The sequence below is a fragment of the Paenibacillus sp. GM2 genome (genome assembly GCF_900069005.2).
GTDB lineage: Bacteria > Bacillota > Bacilli > Paenibacillales > Paenibacillaceae > Fontibacillus.
The window spans coordinates 34,136-50,470 of sequence record NZ_LN831272.1 but is presented as its reverse complement, the minus strand read 5'-3'; the positions used below and the strand labels follow the sequence as shown (position 1 = coordinate 50,470).

Below are 16,335 nucleotides of genomic sequence, written 5' to 3'. Positions count from 1 at the left end.
GAGCACTCCTTTATCGTTACAAAATTCATTAATGGATAAGCTGATATGAAAATGTGAGGAGAACTATGAAATCAATACTTTATACGGATCGTCTAACCTTGAGAATGCTGGATGACCAGGACAGTGGTGCTGTAGTCCGGTATCTGCAGGATAACCGCAGTTCCCTGGCTGAATGGGAGCCGCTTCGATCGGAAGATTACTATTCAGAATTGTATCAAAAAGAGCAGCTTAGACAAAGCATAATGATGAGCTATCGAGGAGAAATGTGCAAGTGGTGGATAGCCCGCACTGATGAGCCGGAACGGATTATCGGGTCGATCTCGCTTAGTAACATCACAAGAGGAGCGTTTCAGTCCTGTCATTTAGGGTATGGTCTGGCCGGGCGGGAGCGGAATCAGGGCTTCATGACAGAGGCGCTGCAGGCCGTTATTGAATACGCCTTTGCAGAAATGGGTTTGCACAGAATTGAAGCTAATATTATGCCAAGGAATGGGGCGTCCTTGAAGGTTGTGGAGAAGCTTGGCTTCTATCATGAAGGGTTGGCTTATAAGTATTTGAAGATCAATGGCGTCTGGGAGGATCATATCCACATGGTATTAAGGAATGAAGCGATGGAGAAATAAAGGGTTCGGCCTTGTAATCTCTGCTCGTATATATATCCCCGAATCTTAAGCCGTAACTATCCGTTGCCCCGATACGTATATGAGGTACGGAATCTGAACATGCTTCGTAAGTAGGCAGAGAGGAGGAGAATGCCTTGCAACAGCGACTCAAGGAATTAGGATATCCGATGAAATTCGTTATCTATATAATGCTATTCATCGCAACGATAATTGGAATGAAATATGTAGCGGAGACGAGATTGCCGAGCGGGGGCAGACCCCCTTATTTATTTTTGATCTGGAACACTTTTCTTGCCTGGATTCCACTCGGATTTGCCGTAATGCTAGACCTGGTCAGCCTGCTCCATTCCCGTACCGCAAGAAGAGGATTGTATTTGATATTCGGTCTGTTATGGCTGTTTTTTTATCCGAATGCGGCTTATTTGATTACAGATCTATTGCATCCCTTTGTGCGCTATCCCACCCAATCTCCACGCTTCTGGGAGGATATATCCTTCTGGAATCATTTAAATACGGTATTCTTTACAGCTATTATCGGTCTGGCTCTAGGTTCGCTGGCGCTTGCTTCGGTACATCAACTGGTGCGCAGAGCCTACGGCAGCTTCGTCGGCTGGTCTTTTGCTATCGCCGTCCTGCTGCTCAGCAGCTTCGGGGTTTATCTGGGCCGCTTTAACCGCTGGAACAGTTGGGATATTCTGCAAACCCCGATCATTGTACTACGGGAGACGGCGAAGTATTTTTTACAAATAGATAATTTACGACATGCGTGGGGCTTCTGCAAATGGGTTTTTCTGGTGACTGCCTTTTGTTATTTGTTGCTCTATTTATTCGGGAAACTCGGGAGCAGTATGGCTTCTATTGAAAGGGAGCGAGAACATGGACACGAAGCAGCAGTTAAGCATGCAGCAGCAGCTGAAAATGAAATTTCCCGTATTGGAGAGCGAACGGCTACGGCTGCGAAAAATAGAGTCTGAGGATAGCAAGCTATTATTTCAATATGTAACGGATCCCCGTACCCAGCGGCATATGTCTTTTCAACCGGACACCTTGCTTTTTCCAAAGCGGCTGTTTCGCTACTTTGAGGAGAGTTACCGGAATCTGCATGATTTGCACTTCGCGGTGATCTGGAAAGAGACAGATGAGGTGATTGGCATTTGTTCTCTGCAACAGTGGTCAGAGCTGAACGGTAAGGCGCGGCTGGGGTACCTGATATCGCCGCCCTTCTGGAACCTGGGGATTGCGACTGAGGCCGCAGGATTATTGCTTCACTTTGGTGCTGAAGTGCTTGGATTGAATGAAGTCGAGGCGCGATGCGGGGTAGACAATCCTGCCTCTGAACGGGTGCTGCAGAAGCTGGGGTTGTCCTTCCAGGCTTATGCGGATAATAGCGTAGGTCATTGCAGCGATGAATATTGCCGATTGAAGGTGTATTCAATACGACTTTAATAGATAATTATTATAGCAGGCGACTCCAAAAGTACGCTTTTGGATTACGAGGTGATTTGTTACACAAATGAAATATTACTGTGATCGAACCCTAATAGTCAGGGGGTACACTTAATACATGACCCCCTTTTGAATATATTTGTATCTGGAATCCGGCGAGATTGCTCGGGTTCCCTTTTTTTGTCTATATGTGCATATACGTGATCGCAGTTAATACGTGAGCATCGGAAGGCCCGGTTGAAGTCAAGATTCGAAGCCGAATCTGCCTCTTAGAGAGGTACGCTTATTTTTTGCTTGTTCTTGAAATAAACCCAATGATCAAACCCAATCTCGCGCAGCCGGTCGGCTACATCTTCCCCTTCATCCCCGACCCGGGATGGGATATGAGCATCAGATCCAAAGGTGACCTCTACTCCATAATGAAGCGCTCGCTCCAGGATTGAATCAGCCGGGTACCATCCTCCGGACAGCTTGGTCTTGCCAGAGGTGTTGATCTCGATCGCGACCTTGTGGTCGGCGATGACCTGCAATGTTTCGTCGATCGCTGCAGCAGCCGGGATATCCGAGAAGGCGGGATAGTTGCCCTTCATGGCATCGATATGGCCAAGAATCTGGAACATTCCGGAGCGTGCCGAATCACGAATCAATTCATAATAGGCTTCTTTATCGGCAATTTGTTGTTGAGGGCTGAGTCCCTTCCAGCGGTTCTTATTGAAGATACTCACATCCTTGACGCTATGCACGGAGCCGATCACATAATCAAACGGGTACTGACTTAGAATATCTCTATAAATCTCGACATGCTCCGGAAAATAATCGGATTCAATACCGAGAAGAACATCGATCTTTCCTGCGTACTTCTGCTTGAGGGATAGCACTTCCTCAACATAGCCTGCAAATGCCGATTTGGCCATGGCAATGCGCGGATGAGCTTGATCCTCCTTGCTCCCGAAATAAGGGGTATGATCACTGATGCCAATAACAGACAATCCGGCAGCGATTCCCGCTTCAATGTAATCGGAGATATCGCCATCGGCATGACCGCACCGGAAATGATGGGTATGAAGATCAAATTTCATAATTAAGGACTCCTTTCTTAGCTGTCTCAAGATTGGGATTATTCTGAGCTAATAAAGTGGGTCTCAGGCATCCCTTTCAGGTCACCGAGAAATTGCTGCATGGCGGAGTTAATGTATCTGCTGGACTTATAAATGACGCCAACGGGGTGAGTGGCCTCCAGTTCAGGAATCGCGATTGTCTTTAAGCTTCCCTGGCGAAGCTCGCGCAGAATAGATTGCTTGGAGATGATGGCAGCTCCAAGATTAATCTCGATCATACGCTTTACTTCCTCACTGCTGGACAATTCCATGACGATATGAGGTTCAATGCCATTCCGCTTAAAAAGGTTGTCAACGAACATCCGTCCAACAGTATCCGGGGAGAGCATAATCAGTGGAACATCCTTCAGTGAATCCAGTGTAGGCGAGGTCGTACTGGCTAATGGGTGAAGCGGAGATACCGCCAATTCAAACGTATCGTAGTATAGCACTGAGGATAATACATGGGGATTATTCTCAATCAGATAGCCTATACCGATATCCACCAGTCCTTGCTCCACGTTCTGATAAATAAGAGATGAAGGCATGGATTGGATCGTCGTCTTGATCATTGGAAATTGATCTTGGAAATAGGATAATATCCGAGGCAATATTTGAATGGCGATAGAGGTCGTTGTGCCAAGCACAATATGCCCTTGAGGCGTATGCTCCATGTCGGATAGCTTCTGCTTCAGTTCTTCAACGATATCCAGAATTTGTTCCGCTTTCTCCAGGAATACCTGACCGCGGTCCGTAAGTGTCACCGGCTGATTGCGGTCGACCAGGACGCTTTTGAATTCATCTTCCAAGCTTTTGATTTGCGCAGAGACGGCTGGCTGAGTCAGATTCAGCAATTCACCTGCTTTGCGGAAGCTTTTCGTTTTGGAAATGGTGATTAGTGTCTCCAGTTGACTGATGTTCATCCCACATCCTCCTTTCTTCCACCGTACTCCACTAGTCCGCTGAGTGCGGTCATAAACCTTATAATATTTATTTTAATAATTATAGGTGATTTTTATAGCCTAAGGCAATGATAGGGTACGAACCCGCCTTTCTCGTGACAAAGATCTAGTTCATTCAGCATAATTCAATTTATAATGACTTATATCTGGTAATAAAGTATAATAAATTTAATCAAATTACGGGACTTTAGTATCGATTAACTTTCTGTGAAAAGGGGACCAAATAGTGAAAGCGGAAATGATAAATCCTTTTCTTGAGTCAGCTCGGTCTGTGATTGAACAAGTAGTACAGATTAGCCCTTCTACTGGAAATTTGGGGATTAAGGACGTTGTGCCGGCCCGGGATCATATTTGGATTCAGATTGATATGAGCGGTCATTTTAGCGGTATGGTTGTATTTGGACTGCAGGAGAGCGTAGCTCTGCGGATCGTATCGGCCATGATGGGCGGGTTTGTGTTGACGGAAATGGATGAAATGGGACAGAGCGCGATCTCTGAGCTTGGAAATATGATTAGCGGCAATGCGAGTACGATTTTGTCCAACCAGGGAATTATTGTAGACATCACTCCGCCTCGCGTTATTAAGACCGGGCAAAATGACCTGCCGGCACGCAAGGCTTTATGTATCCCGTTATTGATGGAAGGGATCGGCGAACTAGATATTCAAGTCATGGTTTCATAAGAGGTAGAGCCTGGCATATAATAGGAGCTGGGAGTTGAATAACCATGACGCTGAATAATAAAGTGATCGTTGTGACAGGGGCTTCTAGCGGGATCGGGGCATTGACGGCGCAGATGCTGTCGGAGCGGGGAGCAACGGTTGTGATCGCTGCGAGATCATTACATAAATTGCAGAACGTAAGCACTGGAATGATGGGACCTTGCAGAATGCTTGAGCTTGATGTAAGTCAGGATGAATCGGTTCAGGCTGCTTTTGAACAGGTGATTAAGGAATTTGGACATATTGATTGTCTAGTGAATAATGCCGGCTTCGGAAAGTTCGAATATTGCGAGGCCATGCCTGTCACGGAGTTTGCAGAAATGATGAATGTGAACTATATGGGAGTCGTACGCTGTACCAAGGCTGTGCTTCCCCATATGAAGAAAGCGGGAAGCGGGATCATCGTGAATGTAGCCTCCATGGCCGGGAAGCTGGGAACGTCTAAATCGACGGCCTATTCTGCGACAAAGCATGCGGTGCTGGGTTTCAGCAATTCATTGCGTCAAGAACTCCGCGAGCATGGAATTCAGGTGACGACGATTAACCCGGGACCGATTGACACTCCATTCTTCAGCATTGCCGATCCGGAAGGTCATTATGTGAACAATGTGAAGTGGTTCATGATGAAGCCGGAACGGGTCGCCAAGGCAATGGTATCAGCGATTGAGAAGCGGAAGGCAGAAGTGAATCTGCCAAGGCTGGCGGCGGCAGGAATCAAACTGTATCAGCTGTTTCCAAGACTTGCGGACCGCTTAAGCTATAGTATGCTGAACAAGAAATAAGTGAGCTATTGAGCCGGCTGGCAGCAGCCGGCTTTTGTATCGTACAGCGATCATTTGTTGTGTTCTACTGTTATCGCATATAATGGAAATAATAAAATGATTAGGAAGAGGTTGTTTGATAAATCGGCTATCTCTAACGAAATTTGAACAAGTATTTTATGATAAGGATGAAAAAAATGTCTAATACAACTTTTACAAGCCTCGGAATAGGCGAGAAGCTTGCGGGGAAGCTCGCTGATTATGGAATTCAGCAGCCGACTCCCGTACAGGAGGAATGCATTCCGGCAGCTCTGGATGGCCGGGATGTGCTTGCCCAATCCCAGACGGGAACCGGCAAGACATTGGCTTATTTGCTGCCAATGCTGGAGAAGATGACCCCTGACAAGATGCTGCAGGGCCTTATTCTTGCGCCTACGCAGGAATTGGCTATGCAGATTCAGCGCGAGGCTGAGAAATATGGGGAAGCTCTGGGAATTACAGTCCAAGCTCTAATTGGCGGTGCAGCGATCAAGAGACAGCTGGAACGGCTGCGTCAGCATCCTCAGCTTGTGGTGGGCACTCCAGGACGAATTCGCGAGATCGTTGAAATGAAGAAGCTCAAGCTGCATACTTTACGGACGGTCGTAGTGGATGAGGTCGACCAAATGTTCAAGCTGGGCGGGACGGCGGATGTAGAACGAATTTTGCGCGGTACGCTTCGTGACCGTCAGCTGCTGTTCCTGTCGGCAACGATTGACGAGCATATTCGCGCTCTGGCAGGGCGGGAAATGAAGGAGCCTGTTGAGGTAGGCATCGAGCCGGAGCAGCGGACTTCGCGGAGCCTGGAGCATCTTTACTTCAAGTGTGAAGACCGGGATAAGATCGATATGGTGCGGCGGATCGTACGTCACTTTAATCCCGAGAGGGCAATCGTATTTATTAACAATACAACCGATATCGCCGAGGTTGAGGCGAAGATGAACTATGTTGGCTTAAGCGCAGGAGCGCTCTATGGCGATGCGGACAAGACGGTGCGCAGCGTAACGCTGCGCCGGTTCAGGGAAGGCAAGATCCGCTTGCTCATCGCCAGTGATGTCGCCGCTCGCGGCCTTGATGTCGAGAATCTGACATTGGTAATCAACCTTGATCCGCCGATTGATGCAGATCATTACGTTCACCGCGTGGGCCGTACTGGGCGCATGGGCCGCTCTGGTCTGGCAGTCTCGCTCGTCTCGTCCAAGGAAGAATTCATTATGCGCAAGTTCTCGCGAGAATTAGGCATCGAGATAACACCGCGCCAGTTATATAAGGGACAGATTGTTGAAGGTGATGCACTTCCTGGAACGAGAAGCAATACGCCTGCTGGAAGGCAAGCCTCCAAAGGAAAAGAGCGGAGTAATGACGCCGCTCGCATCTCGGAGTCCGGGCAGCCCAGACGTCCTGCCAAAGCCAAGGAGAACAATAAGGCGGGGAATCAGCCGAGCAAGTCGGCTCCAGCTCCTGCCCGCAAGAAAGCCCGCGATCAGGATCGGAAAAATAAAGGGGCGCCGAAATGGCTTAAGGATAAGCAAAATAATCAGTAATCCATGAATGTTAAAGGGGGGATTCAACGATGAGTGAGACACCCGTATTGCAAGTGGAGGAACTAAGCGGCGGTTACAGTATAGGACGTCCTGTATTACACGATGTTCAGTTCAACGTGAACAAGGGGGAAATGGTCGGCTTAATCGGCCTGAACGGTGCAGGCAAGAGCACGACGATGAAGCATATACTGGGCCTGATGTCGCCTCACCGTGGTGGAATCACCGTCCAGGGCAAGACCAGGGGAGAGAATCCGGAGGCCTACCAATCTTCACTCGCATTTGTACCGGAATCTCCGCTGCTGTATGAGGAATTGACGGTGCGTGAGCATCTGGAATTCGCGGCCAGAGCGTATAATGTAGCGAAAGAAGACTATGAAGAGAGGGCTGCAAGATTGCTGAAGCTCTTCAATATGGAGGAGAAAGCGGATAGCCTGTCCATGCATTTATCCAAAGGGATGAAGCAAAAGGTCATGATTATGTGTGCCTTCGTGGCCAGACCGCCGCTTTATATCATTGATGAGCCGTTTCTGGGCCTGGACCCGCTGGGCATTCGCTCTTTGCTGGACTTTATGATGGAGATGCGGGCGCAGGGCTCGTCAATTCTTCTTAGCTCTCACATCCTGTCCACGATCGAGAACTATTGCGATCGCTTCATTGTGTTGCATCGGGGGGAGGTCATCGCCCAGGGGACGCTTGCCGAGATTGCAGAGCAGGCCAAGCTGCCGGGGGCTGCGCTGGAAGACATTTTCTATTCTTTAGTTAAAGGCGGAGATTAGAAGATGGAACTACAAGAGCTGCGCCGAAAGCGCAAATCTTCGTTTTGGAGCAAAGTTCTCCCGTTTATACCCTATGTCATTCAGAGCGGCGTTGCTGTTCTGTTCTTATTGCTGCTGATCGCGTTCGCAGCCTGGTACACTAATTTTCTGCAAAATATCCCGCCAGGGCTGCCGGTTCTGTGGATTATGCTGCTCTTGCTCGGTCCGATGACGGTTTATTCGAGTTTTCGCACCTATATGCAGCCCGCTGATATTATCTTCCTGTTGCCAAGGGAAGCTGACATGAAGCAATATTTGTCGCCGTCCCATCGCAGCGGTGTGATATACAAGCTGATCGGCCTGTTTCTCATCTTAGTGCTTGTCTGGCCGTTGTACATCCGCAGCGGAGTGGATACCAAACCGCTCTGGATGGTCATGCTCGTCCTGCTTCTGCTTAAGATCCTCAGCGCCTATGGCTCTTGGCAGGAGCTTAGAATAACAACTGCCCGGGCCAGAATGGGCTATCGCCTGCTTCGTTGGTGCGTTATTCTGCTTATGCTTGCCGCCTGGTTATGGCAGCCTGCCTGGAAGAGCCTGATCTTTATGCTGTTAGTCGGCGTCAATTATGTATTGGCTCTGCGTTTTCCAATGAAGCATGCGGTGGCATGGGACAATCTGATCGAGGCGGAGAAGATCGGGGCGTCTAAAGTGATGATGTGGCTGGGCTGGTTTGTTGAGGTTCCGGCTGACGGACAAAAGGTTATTCGCAGACGCTGGTTGTCTGGTGTGGGCAACAGAACGCCTTGGCAGCGTTCTACCGCGTACCGTTTCTTGATTACCAAGACGTTTCTACGTAGCGAACTGTTAGGGATTGTAGCGAGATTGACATTGCTGGGGATGGTGCTTACCGGTTGGAACGGTGCAAGCTGGCTCGGGATCGGGCTGTATCTGTTCTTTACTTTTCTGATCGCTACCCAGCTTACTTCATTGCACCAAATTCATGCGGATTCGCCGGCTACGGCCTTTTATCCGCTTCCAGCTGGAGCCCATAAAATAGAGGCAATCCGCCTTGCATCGCGCTTGCTCTTGGCACTGACGGTTCTGATGTGGATTCCTCTAGCGGCAGCATCATGGATGGACAATTTAATGTGGGTCCTGCTGAGTCTCGCCATCTCCGTGCTTATGGTATTTGGATTAAGATCTACCTGGATTAAGAAATGGAAAGACGAAGACGAATAATTAGGGGCAGTTTAAAACAACTCTATCATAACAACAGGCCAGCGGCGATATGCCGACTGGCCTGTTGAACGACTATAAGGTATGGTCGAGTTAGATAAATGTACGGCTAACAATAACAAGCAGGATAAAGAGCACGAGAATAACTCCAGTACTGGTCCACAGACCACCATATCCGCCTCTTCCTTCTTCGACAACTCCGCTCATGTACAATTCCCCTTTCTGATTAAGAAGTAATTTATACAATGTATGGTATGACTATAGCCGGGAATGTGCTTGGGCGAATGTATTGGTGGTCTCCGTAAAAATGTATCTAAGCCTGTAGGTCCATAACCCCTTGGTAGATCAGATTAAACAAATCCTCAAGATTCTCTTCGCCGATGCAGGAGAAAGCGATACGCAGGTCAGTATCGCCAAGCGCGATCGTGCCGACGCCGTATTCGCGAATCAGATGCTGACGCAACGCTTCAGCATTTACTGTCTTCAGCTTGAGACACATAAAGTATCCGGAATTGAAGGGATAGTAATCCCATACGTCTCCGTAGTTACCGCTATCGAGCAGCGTCTTCACCTTATTGGCGCGTCTCTTCATAATTTGGAACTTCTCTTCCTTCTGCGCATGGAAATCAGGCGACTTGAGCGCTTGAAGGATGAAGGTCTGCGAAGGGTGCGAGCCGCTGGAGATCGTGGCGCGAATAATACCTGTTGTCTTCTGGTCCAACGCGGCAAGGACATCAGCATTATCGTTCGCAAAGGTAATAAAGCCCACTCTAAAGCCCCATACATACTCTTCCTTCGTGGCTCCGTCCACCTTGATCGGAAGGATTCGCGGATGGAGGCCAGCCAGCTTGCCGAACAGGGATTCCGTCATCGATTCCTCGAAGAACAGGCCGAAATAGGCGTCATCCGTAACGACAACGACATTGATGCCGGCTTCAGCAGCTTCGTGAATCGCCGACACGATCTCTTGACCTTCCTTGGCTCCCGGCGTATAGCCTGTCGGGTTGTTCGGAAAATTAAGAATGACGATCGCTTTGCCTTTGTCTTGCTGCGCCAGCAGAGCCTCGCGAAGGCCAGCACTGTTAAACTTCATATCTTCAGTAAAGAGGGGATAGTTGACAATATGGGCATGGCGGCGAATGCCGAAGGTCAGCTCATAATTCTCCCAATTTTTATCCGGATAGACGACGACATCGCCTTCATCCACAAACAGATCGGCAACTACGCTCAGACCATGCGTCAACGCATTAGTAACCACCGGGTTCCCGAAGCTCTTACCGTCAAGTGCAGGATTCTCCTCGATCATCTTCTCACGCCATAATTTACGCAATTCCGGTTTGCCAGCCGGTGGTGCATAAGGGTACAAATCCTGCGGTTTATAGGCGGACAGGGTGTCTTGAATGGCGGAAAGATGCATAGGGATGCCATTTTCGGTTGCGATACCAATCGTCGCATTATACTTCTTAGCCCCTGCGGATGCTTCAGCGGACTGGCTCAGGATTCCTTCCTTCGGGAAGTAAATCTCCTTACCCAGCTGAGATAACATGTCATAAACATAGCCTTGCTGCAAGGTCTGGTTCAACTGCTCTGCAAGTGGATTCAGGCTCATTCTCGTTCCATCCTTCCGATCGTTTATTTTTATGGTTTCCAGTAGCAGGCTGAATTCAAGATTTGATGCCGAGTATACCGCTTTTGAACAGCCGCTTTAGGACAAATCCGTTTTAGACTGCCTTACATTATATCATTTACAACATAAGCCGTCACGATGATTTCCTTCTATTCCTCTAGGTGAATGGAACCCCAAGAAGATGTTCAACTGGTATTAAAATGAGTATAATACTTACAAGCCTCTAGAAGGTATCCGTAGAAAACATAACCTTGTAAGCATCGTGCGTAGCCCAGCTAATTTCAAATTTGATGTGGGCATAAGCTTTCTGTTTTTCTGATCAAAAGCGAACTTTTTGAACAACCTCTTACAAGGGAAAAAATTTTGGGGGAGGGAAGGACATGCTTCACGTTTCACCATCATCTTTTATTCTGAAGCCGGCATTTGCCAAAATTGTATGCGAACCTAACTGGAAGTGGCGCAAGCGAGATAAAGCGCTGGAGAACTATGATTTATTCTATGTGTGGAGCGGGGAAGGGAACGTCGTCCTGAACAACCAGACTTTTCAAGTGAGTAAAGGAAGCTGCTTCTTGTTTCGTAAAGGCGATCATCCGACTGCGACGCATAATCCGCAACGGCCGCTAGTACTTACATATATTCATTTTGATATAGATGAGCCTGTCATGGAAGTTCCCGGATCTTATCGGGTATTGGACAATACCCTTGATTTTGAATATATGCTGTCTCGCTATGTACGCTTGTTCCTGGTGAATGCCTATGGAGCGGAGGAGGAGGCTCGTCTGATCCTGAAGCAACTTCTCATCTATTTGCTGCGCGAGGAGCGTGAGGTTCCCCGGGAGAAGAAAGTAAGCAATCAGCTGGTCGAGGTCATCCATGAGGTGGCTAATTATGTTCTGCAGCATCCCGGATTGCCGCATAAAGTTGAAGATTTATCCGCCCGAGCCGGTTTGTCAGCGCGTTACTTCTCAATTAAATTCAAAGAGATCATCGGCATGTCCGTGCAGACTTATATTATTAAATGCAGGATTGATCGCGCTCAGCATCTGCTCTTGCATGCAGGCATGAATGTAACCGAAGTGGCCGATGCTTTGGGGTATAGGGACATATTTTTCTTCAGCCGTCAATTCAAGCAGTATACGGGGAAAAGTCCTTCTGAAATAAGATGAGCGCGCGGGATTGAAAATAAAGTTAGACAAAGAAAAAAACCTGAGTCGCACGCACTCAGGTTTTTTTGTATACGATTAGTGACTCAGCTTAGAATTGTGAAGATGCCCGAGCAGGGTTCCGACCTTGACTTTACTTCCTACATCCAGGCTGGACGACGGCTCGAAGTTATCCTGCATCAGGAGAACTACAGTGGAGCCAAATTCAAAATAGGCCAGCTCATCGCCGCGCTCCCACTCTTTGGCTTCATCGTCGACATATTTGATACTGCTGACATTCATGGCTCCGACTTTTACGACGGCGCTCTCCCCGTATTCGTGGGAAATATATGTGATGAGCCGCTCGTTGCGGGCAAGTACAGAACGCATATGGGTCATTCCAAAATGGTTCACCGGGTACACCTTCCCCGATATATGCTCGCTCTCCAGCTTGCGTCCGCTCACTGGGGCATGAATCCGATGATAGTCGGTTGGGCTAAGATAGAGCACAAAAGCATAACCATTGCGGTAAGCCTCGCTCCTCGGGGAATGGTTAAGCAGTTCATCAATGGAATAGTCCTGTCCTTTTACATTCAGGATCGTACTGGATTGGATCTTTCCCATAGCAGTAATTAGCGCATCAACGGGGCTTGCGACACCGCCTGGTTCCTGGCAAATCGGGCGCATTCCTGGCTTGAGCCTGCGCGTAAAAAATTCATTCAAAGTATGGTATTCTTTGATTTCCTTCTCCGCTTCATCCAGAGTAATTCCATAAGCTTTAGCAAAGCGCGGAATGACGAACCTGCTCCATTTGGAATGGGAAAAGCGGCCAGTCAGCCGGCAAACCGATTTTCGTGAAGACAGCTCTGTCATCCATATCATCCATTTGGTAGCCAATTGTTATTTCCTCCCATAGGTGAAGGGCAGTTGGAACTGCCGCAATCTACTTCCGCTATCTTGACATAGAATAAGAGCGAAAGCAATAAATATAAAAATATTGTAATTGATGCTTGCTAACTTGGAAACATGTGGTGTATTGTAATGTTAATTGCATAGGGATACGGGGGCTTGAGTGAATCAGGCTGAGATGGCAGCATACTCCGCTGCAGACCGTTAATCTGATCTGGATAATGCCAGCGTAGAGAATCTATCGTCCTGTTCGTGCTTATTTTGTGGACTTATTATGTCTGCATACTGGGACTTTACAACCGACTGAGCTTATTCAGCCGGTTTTTTTATTGTTCTCTAGACGGAATATCCCCGCAATAAATTAATTAAGGAGTGATAGGTTATGGTAGAGGTCAACATGCAAAAGGAAAAACGGGGACTGAAGCTTAGCGATCTTCTGGTGACGGTGCTAATCTCGGTCGTGCTCGGAGTAGTGTATCATTTGTGGAGCTCGGTGTATGGACTTTTATCTCCGCTGTTCTTTCAGGCGGATGAACTGGTGTACGGCATGTGGTTCATCGCCTCGACACTTGTCTTTCTATTGATTCGCAAGCCGGGTGTGGCGCTGATTGCCGAAGTTGCAGCTGCGCATGTGGAGGTACTATTCGGCAGCGCATGGGGAATTCAACTGCTTGTCTATAGCCTGCTTCAGGGACTCGCCGCAGAACTTATATTTGCCGCTTTCCGCTATCGTAACTTCTCTGCACCGGTCGCGGGTCTGGCAGGTCTTGCCGCGTCGATCGGCTCACTGATACCGGACATTTTCTACGGATATGTCGGAGATTATGCGCCATGGATGTTCATTGCCAAATATTCGATGCGTGCTGTCAGTTCGGTCGTCATCGCGGGATTCCTGGCCTATAGCTTGGCCAAAGCGGTCGAGCGCACAGGGGTAACCCATCTGCTTCGCCCTGTTGAATCCAAGGATCTGGTGGCGTTGGATGATTAATGATGAACACAGCTTATGCAAATGGAATGGCAGAGTCTGATATTGAGGTCGCCGGACAAGCGGCTGCGGTACCCGATATTATTTTGGGGGTGGAGGATCTTCGGCTGAAGTTCCCAGGGGAAGCTGCATTTGTATTTAAGGACTTGTCCGTCTCCGTGCGGCGCGGTGAGAAGGTGCTATTGCTCGGGCCCAGCGGTTGCGGCAAGTCCACCTTGCTTCAGGTGCTGAGCGGGATCATGCCTGAGATGGTCGAGGTACCGATGCGGTTCAAGGAGAGAATTGTTCCTGAATCGAGAGGGGTGTTGTTCCAGGATCCGGATACGCAGTTCTGTATGCCTTACATAGATGAAGAGCTGGCCTTTGTGCTGGAGAATCTATGTATTCCCAGAGAAGAGATGGAGACACGGATGAGGCAGGCTCTGGATCAGGTCGGCCTGTTCTTTGAGAATTTGCATGTTCCGATAAATTCATTGTCGCAGGGAATGAAGCAGCGGCTGGCGCTTGCTTCGGTGCTTCTGGCCGATCCTGAAGTCCTGTTCCTGGATGAGCCCTCTGCATTGCTTGATCCCGAAGGACGTAAGCAGATCTGGGAGGCCATTCATTCTATCGCCGAAGGACGAACGCTGGTCATTGTTGAGCATCGAATTGAAGAGATGATCGGGCTTGTGGATAATGTAGTCCTGTTTGGCCCGGACGGACAAATTCTCGGGCAGGCTCCTCCAACGAAGCTGTTCGCCTCCTTCCATAAACAATTGGAGCAGTTCGGGATCTGGTACCCAGGGGTATGGGAAGCCTTCTTCTTGTCCCGGGAAGGGGAGAGGCTTCTGAGTCTCCCTAGGGAGGCCCCATATTCTACCCTGGCAGAGCCGCTGATAGAGTTGAAGCAATTTCAGGGCTACAGACAGCGGAGAACTGTGATTGAAGTGGAGCAAGCCGAGATTTATCCCGGAGACTTCATCGTGATTACAGGACCAAACGGTGCGGGGAAGAGCTCATTATTGCTCAGTCTAATGGGGCTTCTGCCAACAGATGGAACCTACAAGCTGCAGAGAATTGATATGGGTGGAGACAAGGCGAAGAAAAGCAGAACCGTGAAGGCGGCTCGGAAAATAGGCTTTGTGTTTCAGAATCCAGAGATGCAGTTTGTAGCTGATCAAGTGAGTGAGGAGATTGCCTTTTCCTTATATGAAGAAGGGTATGACAAAGACCGTATATCATCTCTGGTCAGGCAGGCGATAGGGCAGTTCGGATTAGAAGGAATGGAGCAGCGCCATCCCTATCAGCTCTCGCTGGGTCAGAAGCGGCGTCTAAGCGTGGCTGGAGCGACGGTGCTGAATAAGCCGGTGCTGCTGCTGGATGAGCCGACTTTTGGTCAGGATGCGGTGAGCACCTTTGCAATTCTAAGTCTGTGTGAGGGACTTCGCAGACAGGGAGTCGCAATTGTGATGATCACGCATGAGGAGAAGCTGGCCGACACGATAGCGACCTCGGAATGGCGAGTAGAGAATGGACGTCTTGTCGAGAGAAGGCTGACCATCCGGGGAGAGACAATGGCTAAGCATCATGGAGCAACAGGGGCGTGGGGACATGAATGACTTTTTGATTCCGTATCGCAGTAACTCGTTTCATCGCGCGAATCCGGTTGCTAAGCTGATTTGTATGATTGCGCTATTTATGCTGACGCTCTTCACTCATCGGCTTGATTTCATCTTTTACCAGATGACTTGCTTTCTGTTATTGCTGGTGTTCTTCAGCGGACATAAACTCTGGAAAATATCACTTATTATGACGCCGTTCCTCATCGTCTTCCTGGCCTCCTCTTCGACAATGATTCTGTTTGGCAAAGGGGATACGATCTGGTGGACCTGGGGGCTGATCCGAATTTCTCAGGAGAGCTTCTATCGCGGCATACACGTTGGGTTTAAGGCTGTAACGTTTGCTTCGGAAGGCTTATTGTTTGTGCTGACAACTCCATCGGTCGCTCTGTTTTATGCCTTAATGCAGAAGGCGAAGCTGCCGCCCAAATTCGCTTATAGCTTTATGGCTTCGATCCGGCTGCTGCCCATGGTATGGGAGGAGCTGCAGATTCGCCGCAATGCTTTGAAAATCCGCGGAGCCCGCTCCTTACGCGGTGGGATGAAATGGATCGGTGGCCTTAAGCTGTATATCGTTCCGCTGCTTGTTCAAGGAATCAGGAGGGCCCACCGGGTCGCGGTGGCGATGGAGACGAAAGCATTTGACGGGAATGGAAAAAGAAGCTACTATTACCCCTCAGAGTACTCGAGGAATGATGGTTGGGTTGTTCTCTTGCTAGGCGCTACCGTTGGAGCCGCACTGCTAATGTCGGTTCTACTGCCGCCTTTCGGGATAGCTGATGTAAGATATCAGTAATAATAGATGGCGTTACTGCAGAAAAGGAGCTGTCCCTGGTAGTACATACTACTTGTGGGACAGCTCCTTATTGCCGCTCAAATTAGCAGATGGT

17 protein-coding genes and 1 riboswitch are annotated in these 16,335 nt (G+C 48.8%); of the genes, 12 read left to right on the top strand and 5 right to left on the bottom strand.

Annotated elements, in window-relative coordinates:
- The first annotated feature begins 65 nt into the window (after positions 1 to 65).
- From BN1360_RS00350 to BN1360_RS00340, 3 genes are all read left to right on the top strand, one after another.
- On the top strand, positions 66 to 623 hold the full coding sequence (locus tag BN1360_RS00350) for a GNAT family N-acetyltransferase (RefSeq protein ID WP_068777931.1): 558 nt from the start codon (positions 66 to 68) through the stop codon (positions 621 to 623).
- Positions 624 to 757: 134 nt separating this feature from the next.
- Positions 758 to 1,597, top strand: a complete 840-nt coding sequence (locus tag BN1360_RS00345) for a DUF1361 domain-containing protein (RefSeq protein ID WP_069188256.1) — start codon at positions 758 to 760, stop codon at positions 1,595 to 1,597.
- Positions 1,500 to 2,069: a GNAT family N-acetyltransferase gene (locus BN1360_RS00340; protein WP_082789879.1), complete on the top strand. Its 570-nt coding sequence runs from the start codon at positions 1,500 to 1,502 to the stop codon at positions 2,067 to 2,069. The genes BN1360_RS00345 and BN1360_RS00340 overlap by 98 nt, the downstream gene beginning before the upstream one ends.
- 269 nt (positions 2,070 to 2,338) lie before the next feature.
- Here BN1360_RS00340 and BN1360_RS00335 read toward each other — a convergent pair whose 3' ends face one another.
- A complete protein-coding gene (locus BN1360_RS00335; protein ID WP_068777929.1) occupies positions 2,339 to 3,148 on the bottom strand; it encodes a histidinol-phosphatase in 810 nt (269 codons plus the stop codon).
- Between the two features lie 38 nt (positions 3,149 to 3,186).
- Positions 3,187 to 4,089, bottom strand: coding sequence for a LysR family transcriptional regulator (locus BN1360_RS00330; protein WP_068777928.1), 903 nt, complete (start codon positions 4,087 to 4,089; stop codon positions 3,187 to 3,189).
- 265 nt (positions 4,090 to 4,354) lie between these two features.
- Here BN1360_RS00330 and BN1360_RS00325 point away from each other — a divergent pair, with 265 nt between their 5' ends.
- The 5 genes from BN1360_RS00325 to BN1360_RS00305 all read left to right on the top strand — a co-directional run bounded on the left by BN1360_RS00325 (position 4,355) and on the right by BN1360_RS00305 (position 9,187).
- Positions 4,355 to 4,810 (top strand): chemotaxis protein CheX, encoded by a 456-nt coding sequence (locus tag BN1360_RS00325; RefSeq protein WP_068777927.1) that lies wholly within the window; start codon positions 4,355 to 4,357, stop codon positions 4,808 to 4,810.
- Positions 4,811 to 4,854: 44 nt separating this feature from the next.
- A complete protein-coding gene (locus BN1360_RS00320; protein WP_068777926.1) occupies positions 4,855 to 5,631 on the top strand; it encodes an SDR family NAD(P)-dependent oxidoreductase in 777 nt (258 codons plus the stop codon).
- A 176-nt stretch (positions 5,632 to 5,807) separates the two neighbouring features.
- Positions 5,808 to 7,193: a DEAD/DEAH box helicase gene (locus BN1360_RS00315; protein WP_068777925.1), complete on the top strand. Its 1,386-nt coding sequence runs from the start codon at positions 5,808 to 5,810 to the stop codon at positions 7,191 to 7,193.
- A 29-nt stretch (positions 7,194 to 7,222) separates the two neighbouring features.
- Positions 7,223 to 7,969, top strand: a complete 747-nt coding sequence (locus BN1360_RS00310) for an ABC transporter ATP-binding protein (protein WP_068777924.1) — start codon at positions 7,223 to 7,225, stop codon at positions 7,967 to 7,969.
- Between the two features lie 3 nt (positions 7,970 to 7,972).
- Positions 7,973 to 9,187 (top strand): ABC transporter permease, encoded by a 1,215-nt coding sequence (locus tag BN1360_RS00305; protein ID WP_068777923.1) that lies wholly within the window; start codon positions 7,973 to 7,975, stop codon positions 9,185 to 9,187.
- Between the two features lie 90 nt (positions 9,188 to 9,277).
- On the opposite strand, the gene BN1360_RS25795 is transcribed toward BN1360_RS00305, so the two are convergent.
- Together BN1360_RS25795 and BN1360_RS00300 are read right to left on the bottom strand one after the other, a co-directional pair.
- A complete protein-coding gene (locus tag BN1360_RS25795; RefSeq protein WP_218652976.1) occupies positions 9,278 to 9,391 on the bottom strand; it encodes a sporulation protein YjcZ in 114 nt (37 codons plus the stop codon).
- Between the two features lie 106 nt (positions 9,392 to 9,497).
- Positions 9,498 to 10,787 carry an aminotransferase class I/II-fold pyridoxal phosphate-dependent enzyme gene (locus BN1360_RS00300; protein WP_068777986.1) on the bottom strand — a complete coding sequence of 430 codons (1,290 nt, stop codon included), beginning with the start codon at positions 10,785 to 10,787 and terminating at the stop codon, positions 9,498 to 9,500.
- Between the two features lie 404 nt (positions 10,788 to 11,191).
- Here BN1360_RS00300 and BN1360_RS00295 point away from each other — a divergent pair, with 404 nt between their 5' ends.
- Complete coding sequence (locus BN1360_RS00295) at positions 11,192 to 11,977, top strand: helix-turn-helix domain-containing protein (protein ID WP_068777922.1); 786 nt, start codon at positions 11,192 to 11,194, stop codon at positions 11,975 to 11,977.
- Between the two features lie 75 nt (positions 11,978 to 12,052).
- Here the strand turns inward: BN1360_RS00295 and asd are convergent, their stop codons facing one another.
- Positions 12,053 to 12,850 carry an archaetidylserine decarboxylase gene (gene asd, locus BN1360_RS00290; protein WP_148466486.1) on the bottom strand — a complete coding sequence of 266 codons (798 nt, stop codon included), beginning with the start codon at positions 12,848 to 12,850 and terminating at the stop codon, positions 12,053 to 12,055.
- Positions 12,851 to 13,003: 153 nt separating this feature from the next.
- Positions 13,004 to 13,115: riboswitch (TPP riboswitch) on the top strand.
- Between the two features lie 129 nt (positions 13,116 to 13,244).
- Between asd and BN1360_RS00285 the strand changes: the two genes are divergently transcribed.
- Genes BN1360_RS00285 through BN1360_RS00275 form a run of 3 tightly spaced genes read left to right on the top strand, consistent with a single transcriptional unit; the run spans position 13,245 to position 16,241 of the window.
- On the top strand, positions 13,245 to 13,850 hold the full coding sequence (locus BN1360_RS00285) for an ECF transporter S component (protein WP_229520730.1): 606 nt from the start codon (positions 13,245 to 13,247) through the stop codon (positions 13,848 to 13,850).
- Positions 13,850 to 15,445: an ABC transporter ATP-binding protein gene (locus BN1360_RS00280; protein WP_068777921.1), complete on the top strand. Its 1,596-nt coding sequence runs from the start codon at positions 13,850 to 13,852 to the stop codon at positions 15,443 to 15,445. Before BN1360_RS00285 ends, BN1360_RS00280 begins: the two co-directional genes overlap by 1 nt.
- Positions 15,438 to 16,241 carry an energy-coupling factor transporter transmembrane component T family protein gene (locus tag BN1360_RS00275; RefSeq protein WP_068777920.1) on the top strand — a complete coding sequence of 268 codons (804 nt, stop codon included), beginning with the start codon at positions 15,438 to 15,440 and terminating at the stop codon, positions 16,239 to 16,241. The genes BN1360_RS00280 and BN1360_RS00275 overlap by 8 nt, the downstream gene beginning before the upstream one ends.
- The last annotated feature ends 94 nt before the right edge of the window (positions 16,242 to 16,335 follow it).